Here is a 25,664-nt window from a genome sequence, read left to right on the forward strand (position 1 = left end):
TTATATTCACTTCATAGTTTTTATAATTTTTCTATAATCAAAGATATTCTAGTAAAAAAATAATTTACATTCCTCAAACTTTCAGCAATAAGAAATATCAATTTTTCTCTAGTTTCTCTTTCTCCCCTTTCGCACATAAGTATAGTTGCCGATAAAATGGTTTGAAGTATGCTAGCCTTTTTTTGATACTCTTTTACAAGATTCATAGTTTCATTATACAAATCATCTATATTATTCAAATTATTATTTATGTTATTATATGTGTTTGATAAAATATTTCTAAACTCTTCTAATGTACTTTTTAATTCTATATATGCTTTTTTTATATCAGTATCATTATCTTTTTTATATATGCTATTAGCAATATTCAATGCTTTTTCTCTTATATTATCAATAGAAAAATTTTCAATACTTCCCTCTTCTATTGAATCTATTTTTACAGCTTCCTTAGTTATTCTCTTTATTTTCATATTTGAATATTTATCTTTAAATTCATTGAAATATTCCATCTGACTTTCAAATACAAATTCTGTAGGAGGATAATTATCTATATTAGTATTATTTTTTATAGCATTGAAATAATATGATTCATAAGTTTTTAATTTATTAGTTTTATTCACCATATATTCATAAGAAAGAGCATGTTTAATATGTCTTTCATAAAAAGGATAGCTATTATCAAATCCCATTAATAATACTTCATCTAAACCAATATAATTAGCAAAATCTATCATAGTAGTTGCTACAGTGCTTGAAGTGGTAAGGCATGATAATTCAGTGAAACCTTGAATATATTTTATTATTCCTAAATCTTCAGAAGAAGTAAATCTTATAATATCAGCATTTATATTTCTAGGTATTATTTTATTTGCAGCTATATCCATAACTAAATATGGGAATTCTTTATTTTCATAAACAAAATCCAAAGAATTAAAAAATCCTCCGTCTACAGTAATTACAAAATCAGGAATTATACCATGTTTACATAATACACTATAACTAGTATCCACACATATAATAAAAAAGTTTTCTCTTTCTTTTTTTATATATTCTATGCTATGCTTTAATGTAGGACCAGGACATATAAGTAAAGCCTTAAAACCTTTAAATGCATTTTTAAAATGAATTATATCCAATGATTTTTTTATATATTCACTATTAAATATTATATTTTTAGTCCATATATTTTCAAAATACATATTAGTAAATATATTGGATATTTCCTTCTCCATTATATTTAATATATTGGTATAAAATATATTAGCATTATCCTTTTCATCTTTGGTAAGCGATGGAAGAAGAACTAAATTAATACCATTTATACTTTTATAATCAATGATTTTGTTTATATAATTAATACTGTCCTCTTTATATACAAAAAATATATTATTATTATCAGTATTATATATATTATAATATGAGTATTTAAAAACTGCCACATCTTCTATAACAACTATTATTTTAAGAGTCTTTATGATTTCTTTACTGAAATAGTTATCAATATTTTCAAGCAAATATTTTAAAATATATCCTAAGCCATATCCATATATTATTAAAAGATTTTTATTTTTATTTATATTTTCTAATGCTCTTTTACATTCATTATTTATATTATATTTACTATGTAAAGCTCTTCCATTTTTAGAAATTATTGTAATATTATCTTTATTTTTCTCTATTTTGTATGAAGCGTCTAGTTCGCTTTTTTCTTCTTTTAACAAATTATGCAGTTTCACAGATATATTCATTTAATTATAATAACAAAAAAAATATAAAAATCAAATATATAGCAAAATATATAATAAAAAAATAATTGACAATATTGATAATTATTATAAATTATAGGGGTATAACATTTATGGGGTATTTTTATGTCAACTTCACCATTAGGATATAATACAAAAACAGGTAAATCATATAAAGTAATGGTTATAGATGATTCTAGTACTATAAGAATAGCTGAAAGAAAGATATTATTATCAGAAAATTTTGATGTAATATTGGAAGCTGACGGTGCTATGGATGCTTTAACAAAGCTTAGAGAAGCAGTAGATAAACCGGATATAATAATGATGGATTTTGAGATGCCGCAGATGAACGGAATTGATTTGCTTAAAAGAATAAGAGCATTAAATATAGATGCAAAGATAATAGTTGTTACTTCTTATGCCAATAAAGGCGTATTAATGGAATTCTTGAAATTAAAAGTAGACGGATATATTGTAAAACCAGTTCAGCGACAAACGGTAATGCATCATTTAGCTAAGGTAATAGGAAGAGAAGATTATTTAAGATAATATTCATCTATTTAAATCTTTAATTTATTTTTATAATAGTATCCGAAATCTATTTTCAGAAATAAAAAACTGCAGTAATTCAAATATAATTATATATTTTCTTCTTTATTATAGTATATTGATATATTGATAATTTTACGATAAAATGTTATAATTGTAGGAATATTTTTTTAAGGATATAAATATATGGCAGTAAAAAAGAATAAAGAAGATAATTCGGAAGAAAGACAATATTCCACACTGACAAAAGATATCTTGAAAAGAGTAGATCATATTTCAATAGAAAATGAATTAAGAGAATCTTATTTAACTTATGCTATGAGCGTTATTGTATCTAGGGCATTGCCTGATGTTAGAGACGGTTTAAAACCTGTTCATAGAAGAATCCTATATGCTATGTATGATGCTAATCTTACTCATGATAAACCATATAAGAAGTCTGCAGCCACTGTAGGTGAAGTTTTAGCACGTTATCACCCGCATGGAGATGCTGCTGTTTATGGTACTATGGTAAGAATGGCTCAGGATTTCTCTATGCGTTACTTGCTTGTAGACGGACAGGGAAACTTCGGTTCTATAGATGATGACCCGCCTGCAGCAATGCGTTATACTGAAGCTAGAATGACGCGTTTTGCTGAAGAAATGCTTAATGATATAGAAAAAGAAACTGTAAAATTTGTACCAAACTTCGATGATTCCAGAACTGAACCTTCTGTATTACCAGCAACAGTACCTCAGCTTTTAGTTAATGGAAGTATGGGTATTGCTATAGGTATGGCTACTAATATGCCTCCTCATAATTTAAAAGAAGTTGTAAATGCTATAGTTTATTATATAGATCATCAGGATGCAGAAATTAAAGATTTAATGCGTTATGTACAAGGTCCTGACTTCCCTACTGCTGGAATTATATACGGTAAAGAAGGAATAAAAGAGGCTTATACCACAGGAAAAGGCAGAATTAAATTAAGAGCCAGACTTGAAGTAGAAGAAACTAAAAGAGACAGAGAAGCTATAGTAGTAAAAGAACTTCCTTACGGAGTTGTAAAAACTACTTTGCATGAAAAAATAGCAGATTTAGTTAAACAGGGAAAAATTGAAGGTGTAGCAGATATAAGAGATGAATCAAGCAACAGAGCAGGTATTCGCCTTATAATAGAGCTTAAAAAAGGCGTTGCTACACAAATAGTACTTAACCAATTATGGAAGCATACTGATTTAGAAACAACTTTTGGTATAATAAATCTTGCTTTGGTAAATGGAGAGCCTAAAGTATTAAATTTAAAAGAACTTATCAAATATTTTGTTGATCACAGAGTTGAAGTAATCACAAAAAGAACAGAATATGATTTGAATCAAGCCAAAGCTAAAGCACATATATTAGAAGGCTTATTAATAGCACAGGCTAATATTGAGGAAGTTATAAGAATAATAAGAGAAAGCGAAAATACCGATGCTGCTAGAACTACTCTTATGAATAGATTTAAACTTTCTGAGAAACAAGCTCAGGCTATATTAGATATGCCTCTTAAACGCTTAACTGCTTTAGAAAAATTAAAAATAGAACAAGAATTACAGCAATTAAGAGAATTTATAGCTTATTGTGAAGATTTGCTTGCTCATCCTGAAAAAATACTTGCAGTTATTAAAGATGAACTTAAAAAGATATCTGAAAAATACGGCGATGACAGAAGAAGCGAAATAATAGGTAAAACAAATGATACTGAAATAGATGAAGAAGATTTGATACATGATGAAGATGTTGCTGTATCTATAACTACTCAGGGATTCATTAAAAGAGTACCTGCTTCAAGTTATCGTACTCAGGGAAGAGGCGGCGTAGGTGTTCAGGGTGGAAAATCCCAAGGAGAACATTATATAGAACATTTATTCGTTGCTTCTACTAAAGACTATTTATTCATATTTACAGACAGAGGTAAGGCTTTCTGGATGAAGGTGCATGAAATACCTGCTTTAAGTAAGATATCTCAGGGAAAAAGTATTAAATTTATACTTAATTTAGCCCCTGAAGAAAAGATTACAAGCTACTTTACAGTATCCGAATTCGATCCTAAACAATCAATAATTATGGTTACTAAAATGGGTACTATAAAGAAAATGGAATTAAAGCATCTTGAAAACGCTAAAAAGAGAGGAATACTTGCTTTAACATTAGAAAATAATGATGAATTAGTTGCCGTTTCACCTGTACAAACTGGAGATGATTTCATCATGACTACTGCTGCAGGACTTGCTTTGAGAATCACTGAAGAGAAAATCAGAAAAATGGGAAGAGCTGCTGCCGGAGTTAAAGGAATATCTCTAGATGATGATGATATTTGTGTATCAGGAAATGCTATACATAAAGGAGAATCATTAATAGTTATTACAGAAAATGGTATAGGAAAGAGACTTTCTTCAAAACAATTTAATGTTAAAGGAAGAGGCGGTAAAGGACAGATATATATCAAACCTGATAATAAAACAGGAAATGTTGTCAGCGTAAAAACTGTAGGAGACAAAGATGAAATAATGGTTGTTACTACTGATGATATGACTATAAAAATCAAAGCAGATTCTATACCTGAACTTGGAAGAAATGCTAAGGGTGTAAAAATCGTTAATATTTCTGATGGTGCTAGAGTTAGCGATTTAGCTGTTGTTCCTGCTGATAATGAAGAAAAGAAATAAAAAATAATTTTTATTACTGTATATTTTAAGCCTGTATGTATTTATATATACAGGCTTAATTTTTTTAAAAAATTTGTAATTTTCTAAATTTTTGTTATATTAGTAGTATAAGTGAATATGTATTCAGAAAAATTTGGAATAAAAGATATTTTATTTCTTAAATCTTTAATTTTAATTAATTACAATTTTTTATGTTAAAGAAAAAAATTACTTATTAAATATATAAAAATATAGATAATATTAATATGTTATTTTTTGGGGTTAAATTATGGATACTACACTAGAACTTCCCTATGAGGCAGAAATATTTATAAAGAGTAAATTTCTTAAAGCGCAAATAGTAGAAATCGAAAAAGAAGATAATATCTTCAAAGTAGAACTTGATAATGAAGTATTCATCACATTCGATGAGAATGGCAATTGGATATCTATTAACAGCCAAACAAGGCTTCCGGAAGATGTCATTCCTGATGTAGTTCAGAATAAAATAAGTAAATTAAAAAGATTTGAAACAAAATATAAATACGAAAATTTAGATATTAATGAAATAAGGAAAATCATTAATTCGTATAGAGTAATATTAGATCATTATTTGGAAATGCATATATACAGCAATTAATTATTTCAAACAACGAACTATTTTGCCATTAGACATCTCATAAACATTATTAGCATAAGCTGCTATATTATGAGCATGTGTAACCATAACTATACTAGTTCCTTGTTTATTAATGGTTGTAAGTATCTCCATCAAAGTTTTTGTAGTTGCAGGATCAAGATCACTTGTAGGCTCATCTGCTATTAAGCATTTACATCCATAAGCCAAAGCCCTTAATATAGCAACTTTTTTCATTTCACCGCCTGACAAATTAGATGCTTTAGAATATATCTTATCTTTAAGAGAAAATAATTCTATATTTTCTTTAGTTTGATTTATTTTTTCTTCTGTAATTTTATGTTTAAAAGCCAAAGGCATTAATATATTATCTATAACACTTATTGTTGGTATAATAACAGGATATTGAAATATATATGAAAAATATTCTCTTCTAAAACTTGCAAGAACATCTTCATTAGCTCCATTCAATTTGAAAGAGTCATAATATATAGTTCCGCTTGTAGGTTTAAGTATGCCGCCTATTATACTAAGGAGCGTACTTTTTCCGCTTCCTGTATGCCCTACAAAACTTATAAAATCGCCTTGATTAATATCTAAACTAATATCTTCACAGGCATTGCATTGATTAACTCCCAAAGGGAAAACCTTTGATACATTGATTATTTTTATATTCATAGTGTTCCCCTCAAATCGTCATAAGGATCTTTGTGTAAAAGTATAGAATTAGAAATAAAAGCTCCGATCATAAATCCTATTATTAATGCAGCATTTGCCAATAATACTACATAAGCCCCATTGATTACATCGGAAAATTCTATTAAAGTTAATATGTATGAACTGTATCTTAAATATAAGATAAGCATTTCTATAATACAAATTAAAAATGATACTAAAGGATACAAAAGGCTTATCAATATAGCTAATTTTCTTATAGCTAATTTAGTAGCTCCAAATATACGCAAAGTAGAAAACATTCTGCTGTTCTTTGAAAATATATATGAACTAGATATTGCAGAATATAATACTCCTATTATTAATATTCCTATAAATAAAGCATATATAGAAAACTCTCTAAAAAAAGGTATATTTTCATTTAATAATATTTCATATTTCCATACCAAGCTGAATATAGAAGTTACAGCCATAAGCTGAGATAATGAAATAAATATGATTATTGAAAAAACAATACTTCCTTTAATAAGTTTTGAAGCATATCCTATAGTCGAATTATACACAATAAAAACCTTTTATTTTTTTTAACCTATTAGTAGTATCTTTGTAAAATATAATACAGGTACTTCTGAATTCAATATCGATATTATTTACAATTACTTAAGCAAATTTATTTTTTGGTATTAATTAGTAATTATCTTAATGTTCCAAATTTTATTGTGTTAAAATTATCTACTTCTTCTATCAAAGGTATAGGATATTCAGACATATCTTTTCCTTCTCTTAAAGTATTGTATATAGTTAAATTGCTTTTTTTCCAATCAGATAATCTTTGTTTGTATGCTTTAGTATATCCTGCGGTCATTTCCAATTTACCATTATTCAAAATAAAGCCTACAAGCATATTTACTTTATCATCAGGTATAGAACCTTTTACATCATAAGCGACATAATTTAACGGCATTTTTTCATAATAATAAGCATTAGTCGGACTTTCTGCATATAAAAATATTCCAGTACCTCTTTTCATACCATTTATCTTATATTCTACATTTCCATTTTCTTTGAATGTATATAAATATCCGTTAGGAGCTAATACACTTTTACCCTTAACCGCTTTTATCCACACGCTATTATATTTGCTTTCGGAAACCTTAACATTAGATGCACAAGATGTTATTATAAACAACAAAACTACTATACTATAGAATTTCAAAATAAAAGTCCTTGATAAAATATTTTCTATATTCTCGGCATAAAAATTAATTACCATATAAAATTATATTTATGATATTTTTCATAGTCTTTGCATTATAAACTATTGCTATTTAATAAAATAATATTTATTATATATTAACATTTTTAATACCTTATATAAACGGTAAAAGTAATATGCATAATAATGAATCAATATATAGTGAATTAATAGAAAGATTTTCAAAAAGCGAAGAATTTTTAAATTTCGATATTAAAACAGTTAAAAGTTTAACAGGACTAAAAGGCGGAAGTGATTCTTTATTTTTTGCTTCTCTTTTCAATAAAAATGAAAGTATTTTAATAATTAAAGAAAATGAAAGCGATGCTATGCTTCTAAGCCAGTCTTTAAATTTTTATAATATACCTAATTACTATTTTCCTGATTATGATACAGTTCCTTTTACCAAAATGTCGCCTGTTAGTGATATAGCACAGGATAGAATAAATATTTTATATAAATTAATAAATAAAGAAAAATGTATAATAATAACAACTGTAAATGCTGTAACTAGAAAATTACCTAATAGAGATGATTTGAAAAAACTGCCTATACATTTAAATGTAGGCGATAAATTGGATTTGGATAATTTAAGATTAACATTATACGATTTGGGATATGTTATAGAAAGAGAAGTTGCTGAAAAAGGTACGGCTTCTGTTAGAGGAAGTATAGTAGATATATTTTCTGTTGAATATAATAACCCTATTAGAATAGAATTATTTGATGATGAAATAGAAAGCATAAGATTATTTAATATAGAAGACGGAAGATCTTTTAAAAGTGTAGAAAATATAATCATTTATCCTGTAAGAGAAACTATTTACAGTGATTCGGCGGTGAGTGAATTTCTAAATAATAATGAAATCGAAGATGAACTTAAAGACAATATAATAAAAAGAAAGTATTTCGCCGGAAGTGAAAATTTACTGCCTATTTTTTATAAAGATTTAGAAACTATATTTGATTATTTTGATTATGGTTATGTATTCATTGATGATGCTTTAAAATTAAAAAATAAATTTATTAGTATAATAGACACTATAAAAGAAAATTTCAATGATATAGATAATATGTTTACTATAATAGAAGATATTTATAAACTATATATAGACAATAATTATTTTTCTGAAATAGTAAAAAAAGCAATAAATATTTCCCCTTTCATAACAGATATAGATATATATAAATTTCATTTTGAAGAAGGTATTTCTTTTAAATCCAGATTAACAGATTTTCTTGATTATGTTAAAGAATATAGAGAAAAAGATTATTTAATCATTCTATCTACAGGACATAATGATCAGGCATTGAGATTTTATAAGATAATGCAGGATTTATCTCCTACTATTATAACTGAAAATGATATTGAAGATACAGAAGATATTAAAGATAAGGAAGAAAATTCTGATAATAAAGAAATAAACAATGATATTAAAGAAAACGATGATAATAATGAAGATAATAAAGAGATAATTCTTGAAGATACTAATAAAAAAGAAGAAATAAAAAAAGATTATTCAAAAAATGAAAATAATTTTTATATAATAACAGCACAATCATCATCTGGCTTCATAAAAGATGATATAAAAACAATATTCATAGCAGACTGGGAAGTATTCGGAAGAAAAAGAAAAAAGGTAAGAAAGATACCTAAAGTCAATAAAAACTTAATAGAAACATTTGTAGATTTGAATGTAGGAGATTATGCTGTTCATGTCAATTATGGTATAGGAAAGTATTTAGGTCTTACAAGAAAAATGTCCAATGGAAAAGAAAAAGACTATATAACATTGGAATATGCCAAAGGAGATAAACTTTATATACCTGTAGAACAGATGAACTTCGTGCAGAAATATATATCAGGGCATGGTGAAGCTCCTAAATTAACTCAGTTAGGCGGAAGTGCTTGGGATAAAATAAAGAGCAAGGCAAGAGAAGATGCATTAGCTACTGCAAGGGAATTAATAAAACTTTATGCTATAAGATCTAATATCAGAGGAAATGTTTATGGGCCTGACACTCAATGGCAGGACGATTTTGAAGCTTCGTTTCGTTATGAGGAAACTGTTGATCAGTTAAGGGCTATTAATGATATAAAAGATGATATGGAAAGCGGAAAGATGATGGATAGACTTGTATGCGGTGATGTTGGATTTGGAAAAACAGAAGTGGCATTCAGAGCTGTATTTAAAGCTATAATGGCAGGAAAGCAATGTGCTATATTATGCCCTACTACAATATTATCACAACAGCATTATAATAACGCTAAAAAAAGATTTGAAGATTTTCCTATAAAAATAGAAGTTTTAAATAGATTCGTTACAAGCAAACAAGCAAAAAGAAATAAAGAATTATTAAAAGAAGGTTCATGCGATTTGATAGTAGGAACTCATATGCTTTTATCAAAAGATATAGAGTTTAAAAATCTAGGACTTATAGTTATAGACGAAGAGCAAAGATTCGGAGTTAAGCATAAAGAGGCATTAAAAAAATTAAGATTAGAAACTGATGTTCTTACTCTTTCAGCTACTCCTATACCTAGAACTTTAAATATGGCTTTAACAGGAATAAGAGATATAAGCATAATAGAAACTCCTCCATTAAATAGAATACCTGTAAAAACTTTCGTTACTGAGTTCAGCGAAGATGCTGTTGTAAATGCTATAGAGAGAGAATTGAAAAGAGAAGGACAAGTATTCTATCTTTATAACAGAATAGATACTATAGAATCATTCGCACTTATGATAAAAAAACTTTGTCCTAAAGCAAGAATATGCGTTGCCCATGGAAGAATGACAGGACATCAGCTTGAAAAAATAATGGGCGATTTTATTAACCATAAATATGATATATTAGTATCAACTACAATAATAGAAAATGGAATAGATATACCTAATGCCAATACCATACTAATAGATAATGCAAATAAATTAGGATTATCCGAACTTTATCAATTAAGAGGAAGAGTTGGAAGAAGCGACAGAGAGGCTTATGCTTATATGTTCTATCCTAGTGATTTAGCATTAACAGAAGTTGCATATAAAAGACTTGAAGCTATATCCGAGCATACTGATTTAGGGGCAGGATTCAAAATAGCTATGCGTGATTTAGAAATAAGAGGAGCTGGAAATATTTTAGGCAAAGAGCAATCCGGTATGATATATCAGGTTGGCTATGAATTATATACTCAAATGCTTGAAGAAGCTGCAAATGAATATAAAGGTGAAATAAAAGAAGTAACATTCGATACAGTTATAGACTTAAAACATAATTTATTTATTCCTGATTCTTATATAGCAGATTCAAAAGAAAAAATATCCGCTTATAAATTAATAATGCGTTCTCAAAGCGATGAAGATATTGAATATTCTAAAGAGTTTATGATTGATAAATATGGAAAACTTCCGAAAGAATTGGAAGATATTTTTGATATAGCAAAAGTAAAAATCATATTAAAAAGAATGAGAATATTATCTGTTATAGAAGGGCATTACAATATATATCTTAAACTTGATAAACTTTCAAAAATAGATACTGATAAACTTATAAATTTAATCAATACAAAAAATTCAGGAGTTTATTTTGATAAGGATAATCTTAATCAATTAATAATACCGGTTATACATGAAAAAGAAAATGATATTGAATGGAAATTAGAAAAAATAAGAAATGTTATTCTGGCAATAGAAAGTGAAAATTATACAGCAGATACTGATTCTAAAAATGAAAATAATGAAAGCAATACAAATAAAGAAGATAATAAAAAAGAAAACTCTAAAATGAGCATAGCAGAAGCTAATCTAAAAAATAATAAAACAAATAAAAAAAGAACAATATCAAGAAAATCTCCCAAATTAATAAAAGTAAATAAAAAATAATATAGTTATTTAATTTATTTAATCTATATTAAGTATAATAATATGCTACAAATTATACTTAATATAGATTTTTTTTATATTTTTTGATTGAAATTGATTATTTTTGATTGATTTTGATTGATTTTTATCGTTTTTTTGCTATAATTATTAGCATAAGGATAAAAGAAAGGGATAATAAAAGTGCTGAAAGTAAGCAGATATGAATTAATTTTTGAAGTTATAAAAGAAAAAAAGAATATCAAAATTGAAGAATTGATTGAAAGGCTTAATGTTTCAGAGGCAACAATTAGAAGAGATTTAACATTTCTTGAAAAAGCAGGAAAGATAAGAAGAGTTCATGGCGGTGCTATATTAGTTGATACACAGGAAGAAAGTTTAATATACAAAAAAGAAATATACTCAGAAGAAAAAGAAAAAATAGGAAAGTTTGCTGCTTCATTAGTTGAAAGCGGTAGTACAATATATTTAGATGCGGGAACAAGTGTTTTTGCTATGATTAAATATTTAGCTGGAATAGAAAATATAAAAGTAGTAACTAACGGACTAAGCCATATAGAAGAGCTTTATAACAAAAAAATAGAAACATACTTAATAGGCGGAAAAATGAAAATGCTTACAGGTGCTTTAGTTGGATCTAGTGCTGTTTTATCAATAAAGAATTTTAATTTTGATTTAGCATTTATGGGAGCAAATGGAATAGATATTAACGGCTACTCTACTCCTGATAGTGAAGAAGCATTAATAAAAAATGAGGCATGCACTAAAGCAAATAAAACATATTTTCTATGCGATGAATCTAAATTCAACAAAAAAAGTTTTGTAAATTTTTGTAATTTAGAGGATTCATATTTAATAACAAATGCTAAAGAAATAAATGAAAATATAAAAAATAAATTAAAATACTTATATATTGTTAATTAATAAAAAGTGAGGGATTATTTATGATATATACTTTAACATTAAACCCGGCTATAGACTATTATATAGACATGAATAACTTTGAAGAAGGAGAATTAAACAAAGTTAATAATGCCTATACATTAGCCGGAGGAAAAGGAATAAATGTTTCTAAAGTTTTAAAAAATTTTAATATTGATTCTGTTGCTTTAGGATTCTGCGGAGGCTTTACAGGAGATTATATAAAAAAGCATATTAAAGAATACGGAATTAAAGAAAACTTTATTTATTTAGAAGAAGATACAAGAATCAATATAAAATTAAAAACAAGTAAAACAGAAAGTGAAATAGCAGGAAAATCGCCTAATATTTCAAAAGAAAAAGTTAATGAACTTTTAAATTATATAAAAAATAATATAAAAGAAAATGATATATTAGTATTATCAGGAAGTGTTCCTAATTCTATAGAAAGCAGTATATATAAAGATATAATATCAAGTGCAAATAAAAATATGAAGGTAATACTTGATGCAAGAGATGAGGCATTCAAATTCGGATTAAAAGAAAAAGTATTTCTCACAAAACCTAATAAAAAAGAGTTAGGAGAATATTTCAATAAGAAAATAGAATCTACAGAAGATATCATAAAATATGCTAGAGAATTAATAAAAGAAGGAAGTGAAAATGTTATAGTTTCTCTAGGCAAAGATGGTTCCGTACTTATAACAAAAGATGAAGCATATATTGGAAATGCTCCTGAAGGAAAATTAATAAGTTCTGTAGGTGCGGGGGATTCTATGGTTGCAGGTATAGTTTACGGCATAAGCAATAATTTAAATATAATAGATGCTTATAAATATGCTATAGCAAGCGGAAGTTCTACTGCATGCTCTGAAGGATTGAGTACATTTGAAAACATGAAAAAATTTCTAGAAAAAGTAGAAATAAAAAAAATTAATTAAAGTTTATATAAATGGAGGCTAAAAAATGCTAAAAGATGTTATAACTTTAGATTGTATTAATATTGATCTAAAGGGAAAAACTAAAATGGAAATTATAGATGAAATGGTAGATATTCTCTATAATAATGGTAAATTAAATGACAGAGAAAAGTATAAACAAGAAATACTAAAAAGAGAATCTCAAAGCTCAACAGGTATGGAAGAAGGAATAGCAATACCGCATGGTAAAACTAATGCAGTAAAAATTCCTACTGTTGCAATAGGTATTTCAAAACAGGGTGTTGATTATGAATCATTAGACGGAAAGCCTTCTCATTTATTTTTTATGATAGCAGCTCCTGAAAATTCAAATGATTCTCATATAGAATTATTATCAAAAATAACTACTATGCTTCTTGAAGATGATATAAGAGAGGCACTTCTAAATGTAAAAAGCAAAGAAGAAGTTTTGGATATATTAATAAAAAATGCTGAAAAAGATAATGAAAACTCATCATTAAATCAGGAAAGCAGCAGCAGTAATAATTCATATCAAGTATTAGCAGTAACAGCTTGCCCTACAGGAATAGCACATACTTATATGGCTGCTGATGCCTTGCTTAAAAAAGGTAAAGAACTCGGCATCACTATCAAAGTAGAAACTAACGGTTCAAGCGGTGTTAAAAATGAACTTACAAAAGATGAAATAAAAAATGCAAAAGGTATAATAGTAGCTGCTGATAAAAATGTTGCTATGGAAAGATTTGCAGGAAAGAATGTTGATATAGTAGGAGTAAAAGAGGCTATAAAAGATCCTGAAAGATTAATAAACAATGCTGTAAATCAAACTGCTCCTATATATCATAGCAATGAAGACAACAGTCAGGCTTCAAATAAATTTGCTAAGAAACCAAAAACAGGTGTATATAAACATTTGATGTCAGGGGTATCAAATATGCTTCCATTTGTTGTAGGCGGAGGTATATTAATAGCATTTTCATTTATGTTCGGTATTAATGCAAGCAATCCAAATGATCCTTCATACAATGCATTTGCCAAACTTTTAAATGATATAGGCGGCGGAAATGCATTCTTCCTAATGGTTCCTGTAATGGCTGCATTCATTGGTATGAGTATAGCTGACAGACCAGGATTTGCTCCTGCTATGGTTGGAGGATTAATATCATTAAATAGCGGCGGCGGATTTTTAGGCGGTTTAATAGGAGGTTTTTTAGGCGGATATATAACTCTTTTATTTAAGAAAATATTCAGCAAATTGCCTGAAAGTTTGGAAGGAATTAAGCCTGTTTTACTATATCCTTTATTCGGTATATTCTTTACTGGTGCAATAATGTATTTATTCATTGTTGATCCAATAGCTGCTATTAATTCAGGACTTTCTGATTTCTTAAAGAATTTAGGAACAGGAAATTTAATATTCTTAGGTGCTTTACTTGGTGCTATGATGTCAACTGATATGGGAGGCCCTATAAATAAAGCTGCTTTCACTTTCGGTATAGCTATGATAGCTTCAGGACAATATGCTCCTCATGCTGCAGTTATGGCTGGCGGAATGGTTCCTCCTTTAGGAATAGCATTGGCTACTACAATATTTAAAAATAAATTCACAGCCGATGAAAGAGATGCTGGAAAAACTTGCTATGTTATGGGACTTTCATTTATAACTGAAGGAGCGATACCATTTGCTGCATCAGATCCTATAAGAGTAATTCCTTCTTGTATAATAGGTGCTGCAATCTCTGGTGCTTTGACTATGGCTTTTCATATAGAACTTAGAGCTCCTCATGGAGGAATATTTGTTCTTCCTATAGTTAATAATCCTATAATGTACTTACTTGCTATTGTGATAGGTTCTGTAATCACTGCTGTTTTACTTGGATTTATTAAGAAACCTGTAGAAAATTAACATATATCTTCTTAAAAAAGGCTGTATCCTTAAATAAAGATACAGCCTATTTTTATATTTTAATAAAATAAAACTATTCTAAATAACAATGATGGAATTTATGAAATCCTAGAGAATCATAATAAACATCTTTTAATTTAGGAGATACAAGTAAAGGTTCTGTATAATAATATATGGGTATTATAGCTTCTTCTCTCATTAGCATTTCCTCTGCTTTATGCATAGTCTGCATCCTGAATTTCTGATCTCCTGAAAGCATAACCTCATTTATCATATCATCATAAGCCTTATTACTATAAACACTGTAATTATTAGGAGAATAACTCAAACATAAAGCCATAAAGTTTACAGGATCATCAAAATCTCCATTCCAAGCTCCCCTAGCCATAGTTATATTTCTATCATATCTTGTCTGCAAAAATACAGCCCATTCTTCCTGAGTTAAAGTTACATCAATACCAAGATTTTCTTTCCACATCTGCTGAACAGCTTCAAATATTTTTACATGTAATCCAGGATCTGCTTTAAACTCCATAACAGGAAAACCTTCTCCATTAGGATATCCTGCCTCAGCCATCAATTTTTTGGCTTCTTCTACATTCTTAACATATCCGTCTTTAGTTATATCTATATATTCTCCTCCGTTTTCTCTGAAATCTCCTTCATAGTCTGATATTCCGAAAGGAACTAAAGCCCCCGCAGGTTTCTCTCCGCCTCTTGTAATCTGCTCTACTATATAATTTCTGTCAATAGCAAGAGATAATGCTCTTCTTACTCTTACATCTTTTAATATTTCATTAGTTAAATTTAAGCAGTAATAATATGATGATATTCTAGGCTTTATTACTATAAGTCCTTCATTTTGAAGTGTCTTTATATCCTGTCTTGGGAAAGATCTTGCAAAATGCAAAGAACCAGCTTTGACACCTGCAACAGAAGCAGTTTCATTTTCCATAAGAACAAATGTTATTTTATCAGGAACTATATCTTCTATATTCCAATAATTAGTATTTTTTACCATTACAAGGCTTTCATCTCTGTTTCTTTCTATAAGTTTGAAAGCTCCGTTTCCTATATAAGTATCAGCATTTAAAGTCCATTCATCTCCGTATTGTTCTATAATATCCTTTCTAAGCGGATAAAATGTAGGGAAAGTTAAAAGTTCTAAAAAATATGCTGTAGGAGCTTCTAACTGAACTTCCAAAGTATAATCATCTATTGCTTTTATACCTAAACTTTCTTTAGGCATATCTCCTGCAGTTATTGCTTTAGCATTTTTTACAGGCTCATGCTGATATCCATATTGACTGCCTGTAGCAGGATCAACAACTCTTTGCCAAGAATATACAAAATCACCAGCAACAACTGTTTTTCCGTCTGTCCATTTAGAATTAGTTCTAAGCTTGAATGTATAAGTAAGTCCGTCTTCGCTTATCTCCCAACTCTCAGCAACTCCTGGAATCAATTTTCCATTCATATCCTTCTCTAGCAATCCCTCAAATGTATGCATCAAATAAAATATTGCATCTGAAGTTACATTTATACTAGGATCTATAGTGTTTGGTTCAGGTCCTGTATTAATAAATATAGATATACCATCTTCTGATTTATTATTAGAACATGATATTATAAATGATATAAAAATCATAAATAAAATAAATATTTTTTTCATTGTGATTAACTCCTAACAATTATATTAAATGTAAATCAATCTTCTAAATATGCTTTCACAAAACTATGCTGTCCCATAGAATCATACAAAACACCCTTCAATTTCGGTGATACTAATATAGGTTCAGTAGAGAAATATATAGGTATTATTGCCATATCATTAATTAATAATTCTTCAGCCTTATGCATAGTCATCATTCTATGAGATAAATCAGTAATTAATGTAGCTGTCTTTATCAAATCATCATACCTTTTATTACTATAAAGACTATTATTATTAGGAGATGTACTTAAAAATACAGAAAGGAAATTTATAGGATCATTAAAATCTCCATTCCAGCCTCCGCTTGCAATTTCAAAATTTTTATCGAATCTTTGATTAAATAAATCTGATAATTCTAATTCTTCTATATTTACTTCAATACCTAAATTTTCTTTCCACATTTTTTGTATTGCTTCAAATATATTTTTATGTACTCCATAAGTAGTTTTTAAAGTCATTACAGGAAAACCATTTCCATTTGGATACCCAGCAAGTATCATAAATCTTTTTGCTTCTTTGATATTATTCTCATAATTTTTTTGATCTATGTCTATATAGTCTCCGCCATTTTCTCTAAAATCTCCAAAAAATCCAGGTATACCATAAGGTACAAAAGCAGCAGCCGGCCTTTCTCCATTTTTAGTAATATTTTCAACTATATAATTTCTATCAATTGCAAGTGATAATGCCTTTCTTACATTTATATCAGATAATGCTTTATTAGTTGTATTTAAAAAGTAAAAATATGTTGATATTCTAGGAACACTATGTATATATCCGGCTCTTTGCAATGATATTATATGCTCTATAGGAAAGTTTCTTGAGAAATGGAGCAATCCGTTTTTCATAGAATTTAAAGAATATTGCGGATCATTTTTCAATATAAACTCTAATCTGCTTGGTATAACTTCTTTATTATTCCAATAAAATTCATTTTTTTCCATTATAATAACTTCACCTATTTTTCTATCTACAACTTTAAATGGACCGTTTCCTATAAAAGTATCAGGATTTTCAGTCCAATTATCTTTATATAGATTTATTATATCCTCTCTCAAAGGATAAAATGTAGGATAGGATAAAATTTCAAGAAAATAAGTTAATGGCATATCCAAAACTATTTCTAATGTATAGTCATCTATAGCTTCTACACCTAAATATTTAGTTTCCATTTCACCATTAAGAATATTTTTAGAATTATTAATAAAATTATATTGATATGCAAATTTACTTTTAGTATTAGGATCAAATAGTCTTCTGAAAGAATAAACAAAATCTTTTGCTAAAACAGGATTGCCGTCAGACCAATAAGCATCTTGTCTAAGATTAAATGTATATACAAGACCATCAGAACTTATATTCCAACTTTGAGCAGCTGCCGGTATGATTTTACCGTCTTTATCTTTACTTACTAAACCTTCAAATATATGATTCAAATATATTAAACTGTCACCTGTTACATTTTTACTAGGATCCATAGTATATGGTTCTTGTCCTATATTTATGAGCAATGAAAAATACTTGCCTGAAGGAGCACTATGATTAATAGTTTCTTCTATTTTTGTACAAGATATAGTTACAGACATCAAAATAATTATGAAAATATAATATTTTTTAAACATTCTATTATCCAAACAGTATTTTATTTAAACTAAGTATATATTTTATAACATTTAATGTCAAACAATATTATTTTATTAGTTTGAAATATTCTATAATATTTTTTAATTCTTCTGATTCCTCAGAAAGTGATTTAGAGTTTTCAGAAGCCTCATTTACAAATTTATAATTGCTGTTTGATTTATGTTGTTCATGTAGCACTTCTGATTTAGAATAATAAATTTTTCCTTTTACTGCTTCAATAATATCATTTAAATATTTTATAGTCTTGCCTTCATCTGTATTCATATCTATAATTTTATCATCAGTAAATATATAATCTGATTTAACTTTAGTTTTATTAAAAAAATTTATTACAGGTATTACTTTCTTATTTATGATATTAGGTACTATAATTATTATTAAAATAATCATTATAGAAACCATAATTCCAATCATTATAGCAATTTTATAATTATTTTTTAATACCATAATTGACGGTATCGCTACTTCAATTCCCCAATATACATTATCAAATAGATTAATAGGTTTTATAACATGAAAATATCTATTTAAATTTTTAAAATTATATTTTTCTACTATTAAACTTTCATTAGAATTAATTATATCTAGTACATTGTAATTATTATAAGGATGATATAAATTAGTAAAATTTTCACCTATAATTTCAATATCATTATTGCAGTAAATAATATTTCCTCTTTCATCGAATAAAGTAGTTGTAATATTTTCTCCTTTATTGAAATTCATACTATCTGAACTTACATCCAAACCAATTACTCCTATAATTTCATCATCATTTGAAAATATAGGCATCAAACAAGTTTGTACTTGCTTGTATCCGTTTTGTGTCTGAATAGTATATATAGGAGTTATACACATCTCTTTTTTTTCTATTGTATCATCTATAAATGATAATTTTAAATATAAATTTTCAGCGCTGAATCTTGATATATTACCATTTTCATCTTTGGCCATGTATATTCCAAATTGTCCGTTTATATTTTTATATAGACTATTATTTTTATACATACTGTCATTATCAATAACATTTGGAAGAAATATTAAAAAAACTGCCTCAACATTTTTACTTATTTTTTTAGAGAATTTATACATAAAATTTTCGTATATATTTCTATTTTTTATATTACTGCTGTATAATTCTTCAGCAACAAGTTTTATACTTTTCATATAATTTAATTCATTATTAATTAAATCTCTCATATTTAATAATTCAACTTCAGATATATGCTCTACCGTTACTAATGAATCTTTTTTAGAAATATTAAAAGTATGTATAATGGCCACAATGCCTGATATAACTATTATTATTATTGTAGGTATTATAACAAATAAACTTGCTTTTATATTTAAACTATTTTTGCTATTCATAATATTATAAAATTTAATCCCAAAAATATTTTTTATATTTTTATTCTCTTAGTCTAAAATATTTTATTATTTTTTGTAAATCCCTTGACTCTTCTAAAAGAGACTTTAAATTTTCATTTACATTACTTACAATCCTTGAATTTTGATTTTGTTCCATTTCATTGTTATTGCTTAAGTCATTAATTTTATATACAAACTCAGATATATTATTTGAGTTTTCAGAAATTTTATTAGCACTTCCTTTTACAGCAGTAATCAAATCATTTAAATATACTACTGTATTATCAATTTCTCTGCTCATATCTCCAATTTCATCATTCATATTTAAATAGTTTTCAGAAACGCTCCAAGATATATCGCCTTCCTTTATTTTTGTAATATTATCATTTAAATTATTCATTATTGATAATACCCTTTTATTAATAATAAATGGTACAGTAATAAATATTAAAATAATTGTTACCGCTATAATAATCCATATCATTATTATAATTTCATAATGATTAAAGAATTCTGCCTTACTATCAACAGCTAATTCTATTCCCCAATATAAATCATCAAAAATATGAAGAGGCTTATAAAAATTGAAATATTTACTTGAATTTTTTTTATTATATGATTCCTTCAAAATAGTATTATTAGAATATATTGTATTTTCTAAATCACTGCTTTTATATACATCTGATAAATTAGTAATGTTTTCTCCTATACTATATATATCTGTTGTACAGTACATAATATCACCATTTTCATTAAATAGCGATATTGTAAATCCGTTTGTATCTTCATAAAAAATTATATTCTCTAAAGATATTTTTAATGAGGATACAGCCGCAACATTACCATCTTTGGAAAATATTGGTATTGAGTATGTATACATAGGCATATATTTTCCAAGTATAGGATAATAATTCAATTTTGTAATATAAGGTTTTCTAGTTTCTACAATGGTATCAAAATAAGTGAACTGCAAATCTGACATATCCATATTGATTCTATCTATATTATTTTTATCTTTAAAAAAAGATATTCCCAATCTGCCTTCAATATCTTTATAAAGAGGATTATTAATATACATATTATCGTTATCAACAGCATTATCCGAAAAGATTAAAGATACAGAAACAGCATTAGTACTCATTTCATTTGCAAGACTATTCATTAGATATTCATATAAACTTCTTTGTCTTACATTATAATTATATAGATTTTCTACAGAATATTTTACATTATTAAGATAATTTAATTCCAAGTTAATAATACTTTCTATTTCATATACTTCTTTTTCAGCCATTTGAGATATTATAAATAATGTCATTTGTTTTGTCATTTTATATGTATATATTGTATTTATAACACCAAATACTAATATTATTATTGTAATAGGTATTAAAATAAATAAACTTATTTTTATATTTAAACTCACTTTATTATTCATAATATACTGTATTTTTCCTCATTACTGCAATTTAAAGTATTCAATAACATCTATAAGTTCATTAGCCTCCTTGAGTAGTGCCTGAGAAGCTGCTGTGGCCTCCTCTACTAAAGCTGCATTCTTTTGTACAGAAGAATCCATATTTGTAATTGCAAAATCCACCTGCTCTATTCCCTTCTGCTGCTCTTGAGAAGCTACATTAATTCTATCCATTATATTAGAAGCACTATCCATTTTTACAGATATATCTTCAAATATTTCCTTAGATTCTTTTACACTTTTAGAAGCTAAATTAGTTTTTTCATTACTGTCAGTTATTAAAGCTGTAATACTTTTTACTGATTCCTGAGTATTCTGTGCTAAATTTCTTACTTCACTAGCTACTACAGCAAAACCTCGTCCCTGATCTCCAGCACGAGCCGCCTCTACTGAAGCATTAAGTGCAAGTATATTAGTTTGAAAAGCGATATCTTCTATAAGTTTAGTAATATCCATTATTTTAGTGCTGGCTTCATATACATCATTCATTTTATTAACACTATCCTCTACTATAGCACCAGCCTTATTCAAAGATTCTTTGGCATCTGATACCATAGAAGTACTTTCTGCAACACTCTCTGCAGATTCCTTTATAGTACTAGCCATTTGATTCATAGATGCTGCTGTTTCTTCCAGACTTGAAGCCTGAGATTCTGTTCTCTGTGCTAAATCATTATTACCTTCTAAAACTTGATTTGCTTCGGTAGAAACCCTTTCAGCAGCACTTTTTACTGTTCTTACAACTTTATTCAAATTATTAACTATATTATCTAAACTCTTAGCTATATCTCCCCATTCATCATTCATATTAATAAATGTAGGTGATATTCTGAATGATATATCTCCATTAGAAATTTTCTGCATATCTTCTGATAAGAATACTATTATTCTTACAACCTTATTTCTAATTATAATAGGTATCATTATAGATGCTATTATAATAATAAGAAGAGATATAATTATCATAACATTTCTTATAATATTACTGTCTTTGAAAATATCTTTATTAGAAGCCATTATTTCAAGTATCCAATATTGTCCGGTTGATACTTCTAATGGTACAAAAAAATATGTTGCTTTTCCTTTATAATAACTAGTATAATTTTCAAATGATACTGTACCTCCGCTGGACAATTTCTCAAATACATTATAATTTTTATATTGAGAATATAAATCATACATATTCTTACCCAAATTTTCAGTTTCCCCAGCATCATACAATACATTGCCATAATGATCATACAATAATCCTTCTGAATTTTCAAAAGGTTTTATATTATTCATAGTAGGATTTAATGTTTCTATTTTTATGTCGGCAGTTATAACACCTATAGGTTTATTTTGATACATTATAGGTATAGCCCAAGTATACATTTTTACTACATCATTATTTCCTAAATCAAAATCATATATACCTGATAAATACTCTTTCATTTTTGATATAGGCTCTGTATAATAATCAGCATTTATATCATTAGCAGATAAAGCCCTCTCCTCAATATTATTTCCAGATGATCTTGATATATAATAAGTTTGCTGTCCTTTTGTTAAAGGATAAACATTGCTGTATGCCGCATCATTACCAACTATATTAGGCTCAAAAGCAAGCATAACACCAACTACTGTTTGAGGAAGTATTCCAAAAAAATTTTTAGTTACAATCTCATAAGCATTTCTATCCATAACACCTGAATTATACATATTTTCTATTGTATATTTTAATCCAGTTATTTGATAGAGATCTTCTTTCACTACAGCAGTTAATTGATTCCCTTCTCCCTTTGCAACCTCTTCTAATATTTTATATGATAATTTAGTACTAGCATTCTGTACATAGATAATATTAACTATATTTGATATTGCTATCATTATCAATAATGGTATTAATATAATTAAACTAATTTTTATTTGAAGACTTACTCTTTTAAACATAAATAAACCTCTATATCAAATTAATTTTTAATTCATAAAATATAATTATTAATTATATAATTTATTAAAATAGTATTGATACAGTTAAACAAATTTTATATTAATAAAAAATAACCATAATATTTTTATGCGAATATTATACATAATTCAGATATATATTTCAATTATAAAAAATAAATTAAATAATTTTTTTATAATTAAAATCTTATTTGAATTAAGATTTCAGCTTAAAATATTCTATAGCTTTAATTAAATCATTAGCCTCACTGAGAAGAGATTCAGAAGCAGAAGTAGCCTCTGACACTAAAGAAGCATTTTTCTGTACAGATGAATCCATATTATCAATAGCCATATTAACTTGATCAATACCTTTTTCTTGTTCCTGTGATGCAGTATTAATCTTATCCATTATATTGGAAACATTATCCATCTTTTCTAATATTTCATTGAATATAGTCTGTGATTCTTGTACACTGCTTGCCGCTAATTTTATCTTATTATTACTGTCTGTTATCAAAGAAGTAATATTTTTTACTGATTCCTGAGTATTCTGTGCCAAATTTCTTACTTCACTAGCTACTACAGCAAAACCTCGTCCCTGATCTCCAGCACGAGCCGCCTCTACTGAAGCATTAAGTGCAAGTATATTAGTTTGAAAAGCTATTCCTTCTATAAGTTTGGTAATATCCATTATTTTAGAGCTTGATTCATAAACAGCATCCATTTTGTTTACACTATCTTCTATTATAACACCAGCTTTATTTACGCATTCTTTTACATCCATTACCATAGATGTACTTTGCGATACACCTTCAGCTGATTCTTTTATAGCACTAGCCATTTGATTCATAGATGCTGCAGTTTCTTCCAAACTAGAAGCCTGAGTTTCTGTTCTCTGAGATAAATCATTATTTCCTACTAAAACTTCATTTGCTGCATTTGAAACTTGTTCTGCTGATTTTTTTACAGTAGAAACTACATTTCCTAAATTTTTTAAGGTGTTTTCTAATCCTCTTGCAATATCACCCCATTCATCATTCAATTGTAAAAAGTCCTTTGAAATATGAAAAGATATATCGCCGTTAGATATTTTAGTAATATCTCTAGCTGTATATCCTATTAATTTTGTTACTTTTCTCTTTATTATAAAAGGAACTATTACAGCACTTATTATAACTATTAATGCTGATATTATAAACATTATATTTTTTATTATATTTGACTCTCTCAATATAACATCATTAGGAGCAGTTATTTTTAATCCCCAATATTTTCCTTTTGATATTTCTACTGGAGTAAATGAATAAGTGTAGAATTTTTTTAATGTTCCGCTGAAATTCTCAAATAGTAAATTTTCTCCGCTTATTATTTTATTGAATACATTATGTTTATTGTAGTATGGGTATATTTCATCAAGTGTTTTAGATATATAATCGGCTTTATCACTATCATATACTATAGTTCCTGCATTATCAAATAATGTAATTGTTGTTCCTTCAAAAGGTTTTATTTTAGATAATGAATCATAAAGAGAATTCGCAAATACTTCCAAACATATTACACCTATTACTTTATTTGACACTTTTATTGGCAAAGACCAAGTATAGAATAAATCTTTATCATTAACAGGTGATTTATATACATCGGATATATATGTTTCTCCTGTACTTAAAGCTTTTGTATATGACTCATTTTGAAAAATCTTCATATCAAAATATGAAGCTTGAATTTTAAAGTTGTTGTTTCTTGATAAATAATAATTAAAACGTCCATTTGCAGGACCATATTTTTCTGAATTAGTATAATCTGCATCATTGCCTATCATATTAGGCTCAAATGCTATAAGCAAGCCATTAACTTTTTGAGGAAGTTCATCAAAAAAACTATATAAAAGTCTTTCATAAAATGGTCTGCTTAAGGTACCATCATTATATAATCCTCTTATAACCCTTTCTAATCCAACAAGAGAATATAAATCCTCATTCATATATGATAATAATTGAGCAGCTTCTCCTTTTGAGCTCTCTTCTAATACTCTGTGTGATAAATTCTTACTGGCAGATTTTACATATACAATATTTATAGAATTTGAAATAATAAGCATAATTAGTAAAGGAACTAATATAGCCAAACTAATTTTTATTTGAAGACTAAATTTCTTAACCATAATCAACCCTATAAAACTTATTTTTTATCTTCATAATAATTATTATACATTTTATATTTGCAATTTCAATAACAAAAAAATTTTATTTATCATTGTTCAAAATATAGCTATAGATATCATTATTTTAATAAATTATTAATTTTATTCTCTATTTTATGTAGAATAGTCGATTATATTGATTT

The 25,664-nt window shown here is 27.0% G+C and carries 17 protein-coding genes; 7 read left to right on the forward strand and 10 right to left on the reverse strand.

All coding sequences use genetic code 11. From position 1 onward, the window contains the following. Positions 1–20: 20 nt before the first annotated feature. The gene (locus BHYOB78_RS09365; RefSeq protein WP_012670531.1) at positions 21–1,748 is read right to left on the reverse strand and encodes a motility associated factor glycosyltransferase family protein; all 1,728 of its coding nucleotides are present in this window, start codon (positions 1,746–1,748) and stop codon (positions 21–23) included. Between the two features lie 123 nt (positions 1,749–1,871). Between BHYOB78_RS09365 and BHYOB78_RS09370 the strand changes: the two genes are divergently transcribed. The 3 genes from BHYOB78_RS09370 to BHYOB78_RS09380 all read left to right on the forward strand — a co-directional run bounded on the left by BHYOB78_RS09370 (position 1,872) and on the right by BHYOB78_RS09380 (position 5,607). Then, entirely contained in the window at positions 1,872–2,297 is a 426-nt protein-coding gene (locus BHYOB78_RS09370) for a response regulator (RefSeq protein WP_012670532.1), read from the forward strand. A 186-nt stretch (positions 2,298–2,483) separates the two neighbouring features. Continuing rightward, a complete protein-coding gene (gyrA, locus tag BHYOB78_RS09375) occupies positions 2,484–4,988 on the forward strand; it encodes a DNA gyrase subunit A (RefSeq protein ID WP_012670533.1) in 2,505 nt (834 codons plus the stop codon). A gap of 268 nt (positions 4,989–5,256) precedes the next feature. Continuing rightward, positions 5,257–5,607: a PepSY-like domain-containing protein gene (locus BHYOB78_RS09380; RefSeq protein ID WP_020063942.1), complete on the forward strand. Its 351-nt coding sequence runs from the start codon at positions 5,257–5,259 to the stop codon at positions 5,605–5,607. Here the strand turns inward: BHYOB78_RS09380 and BHYOB78_RS09385 are convergent, their stop codons facing one another. From BHYOB78_RS09385 to BHYOB78_RS09395, 3 genes are all read right to left on the reverse strand, one after another. Continuing rightward, complete coding sequence (locus tag BHYOB78_RS09385) at positions 5,608–6,282, reverse strand: ABC transporter ATP-binding protein (RefSeq protein WP_012670535.1); 675 nt, start codon at positions 6,280–6,282, stop codon at positions 5,608–5,610. Further along, positions 6,279–6,842 (reverse strand): hypothetical protein, encoded by a 564-nt coding sequence (locus tag BHYOB78_RS09390; RefSeq protein ID WP_012670536.1) that lies wholly within the window; start codon positions 6,840–6,842, stop codon positions 6,279–6,281. Before BHYOB78_RS09390 ends, BHYOB78_RS09385 begins: the two co-directional genes overlap by 4 nt. A gap of 131 nt (positions 6,843–6,973) precedes the next feature. After that, complete coding sequence (locus BHYOB78_RS09395) at positions 6,974–7,495, reverse strand: hypothetical protein (protein WP_020063943.1); 522 nt, start codon at positions 7,493–7,495, stop codon at positions 6,974–6,976. A gap of 176 nt (positions 7,496–7,671) precedes the next feature. On the opposite strand from BHYOB78_RS09395, the gene mfd reads away from it, so the two are divergent. The 4 genes from mfd to BHYOB78_RS09415 all read left to right on the forward strand — a co-directional run bounded on the left by mfd (position 7,672) and on the right by BHYOB78_RS09415 (position 15,180). Then, positions 7,672–11,415, forward strand: a complete 3,744-nt coding sequence (gene mfd, locus BHYOB78_RS09400) for a transcription-repair coupling factor (protein ID WP_020063944.1) — start codon at positions 7,672–7,674, stop codon at positions 11,413–11,415. A 180-nt stretch (positions 11,416–11,595) separates the two neighbouring features. After that, positions 11,596–12,336: a DeoR/GlpR family DNA-binding transcription regulator gene (locus BHYOB78_RS09405; RefSeq protein ID WP_012670539.1), complete on the forward strand. Its 741-nt coding sequence runs from the start codon at positions 11,596–11,598 to the stop codon at positions 12,334–12,336. A gap of 20 nt (positions 12,337–12,356) precedes the next feature. Next, positions 12,357–13,274 (forward strand): 1-phosphofructokinase, encoded by a 918-nt coding sequence (gene pfkB, locus BHYOB78_RS09410; RefSeq protein WP_012670540.1) that lies wholly within the window; start codon positions 12,357–12,359, stop codon positions 13,272–13,274. A gap of 25 nt (positions 13,275–13,299) precedes the next feature. After that, positions 13,300–15,180, forward strand: coding sequence for a PTS fructose transporter subunit IIABC (locus BHYOB78_RS09415; protein ID WP_020063945.1), 1,881 nt, complete (start codon positions 13,300–13,302; stop codon positions 15,178–15,180). A gap of 73 nt (positions 15,181–15,253) precedes the next feature. Here BHYOB78_RS09415 and BHYOB78_RS09420 read toward each other — a convergent pair whose 3' ends face one another. From BHYOB78_RS09420 to BHYOB78_RS09445, 6 genes are all read right to left on the reverse strand, one after another. Further along, positions 15,254–16,852: a peptide ABC transporter substrate-binding protein gene (locus BHYOB78_RS09420; RefSeq protein WP_020063946.1), complete on the reverse strand. Its 1,599-nt coding sequence runs from the start codon at positions 16,850–16,852 to the stop codon at positions 15,254–15,256. 35 nt (positions 16,853–16,887) lie between these two features. Beyond that, positions 16,888–18,516 carry a peptide ABC transporter substrate-binding protein gene (locus BHYOB78_RS09425; protein ID WP_020063947.1) on the reverse strand — a complete coding sequence of 543 codons (1,629 nt, stop codon included), beginning with the start codon at positions 18,514–18,516 and terminating at the stop codon, positions 16,888–16,890. Between the two features lie 67 nt (positions 18,517–18,583). Next, the gene (locus BHYOB78_RS09430) at positions 18,584–19,906 is read right to left on the reverse strand and encodes a PDC sensor domain-containing protein (protein ID WP_012670544.1); all 1,323 of its coding nucleotides are present in this window, start codon (positions 19,904–19,906) and stop codon (positions 18,584–18,586) included. Between the two features lie 40 nt (positions 19,907–19,946). Then, entirely contained in the window at positions 19,947–21,344 is a 1,398-nt protein-coding gene (locus BHYOB78_RS09435) for a PDC sensor domain-containing protein (RefSeq protein ID WP_020063948.1), read from the reverse strand. 21 nt (positions 21,345–21,365) lie between these two features. Next, positions 21,366–23,315 (reverse strand): methyl-accepting chemotaxis protein, encoded by a 1,950-nt coding sequence (locus tag BHYOB78_RS09440; RefSeq protein WP_012670546.1) that lies wholly within the window; start codon positions 23,313–23,315, stop codon positions 21,366–21,368. Positions 23,316–23,529: 214 nt separating this feature from the next. Further along, complete coding sequence (locus tag BHYOB78_RS09445; protein ID WP_020063949.1) at positions 23,530–25,482, reverse strand: methyl-accepting chemotaxis protein; 1,953 nt, start codon at positions 25,480–25,482, stop codon at positions 23,530–23,532. Positions 25,483–25,664 lie beyond the last annotated feature (182 nt).

This window comes from Brachyspira hyodysenteriae ATCC 27164, assembly GCF_001676785.2.
Lineage (GTDB): Bacteria > Spirochaetota > Brachyspiria > Brachyspirales > Brachyspiraceae > Brachyspira > Brachyspira hyodysenteriae.

Excerpts from the sequence above, each read along its gene's own strand:
- BHYOB78_RS09435 (WP_020063948.1), bottom strand. The coding sequence starts at position 21,344 with ATGAATAATAAAGTGAGTTTAAATATAAAAATAAGTTTATTTATTTTA.
- BHYOB78_RS09380 (WP_020063942.1), top strand. The coding sequence starts at position 5,257 with ATGGATACTACACTAGAACTTCCCTATGAGGCAGAAATATTTATAAAG.
- BHYOB78_RS09415 (WP_020063945.1), top strand. The coding sequence starts at position 13,300 with ATGCTAAAAGATGTTATAACTTTAGATTGTATTAATATTGATCTAAAG.
- BHYOB78_RS09440 (WP_012670546.1), bottom strand. The coding sequence starts at position 23,315 with ATGTTTAAAAGAGTAAGTCTTCAAATAAAAATTAGTTTAATTATATTA.
- BHYOB78_RS09420 (WP_020063946.1), bottom strand. The coding sequence starts at position 16,852 with ATGAAAAAAATATTTATTTTATTTATGATTTTTATATCATTTATAATA.
- BHYOB78_RS09370 (WP_012670532.1), top strand. The coding sequence starts at position 1,872 with ATGTCAACTTCACCATTAGGATATAATACAAAAACAGGTAAATCATAT.
- BHYOB78_RS09430 (WP_012670544.1), bottom strand. The coding sequence starts at position 19,906 with ATGAATAGCAAAAATAGTTTAAATATAAAAGCAAGTTTATTTGTTATA.
- mfd (WP_020063944.1), top strand. The coding sequence starts at position 7,672 with ATGCATAATAATGAATCAATATATAGTGAATTAATAGAAAGATTTTCA.
- BHYOB78_RS09365 (WP_012670531.1), bottom strand. The coding sequence starts at position 1,748 with ATGAATATATCTGTGAAACTGCATAATTTGTTAAAAGAAGAAAAAAGC.
- pfkB (WP_012670540.1), top strand. The coding sequence starts at position 12,357 with ATGATATATACTTTAACATTAAACCCGGCTATAGACTATTATATAGAC.
- gyrA (WP_012670533.1), top strand. The coding sequence starts at position 2,484 with ATGGCAGTAAAAAAGAATAAAGAAGATAATTCGGAAGAAAGACAATAT.
- BHYOB78_RS09445 (WP_020063949.1), bottom strand. The coding sequence starts at position 25,482 with ATGGTTAAGAAATTTAGTCTTCAAATAAAAATTAGTTTGGCTATATTA.
- BHYOB78_RS09385 (WP_012670535.1), bottom strand. The coding sequence starts at position 6,282 with ATGAATATAAAAATAATCAATGTATCAAAGGTTTTCCCTTTGGGAGTT.
- BHYOB78_RS09425 (WP_020063947.1), bottom strand. The coding sequence starts at position 18,516 with ATGTTTAAAAAATATTATATTTTCATAATTATTTTGATGTCTGTAACT.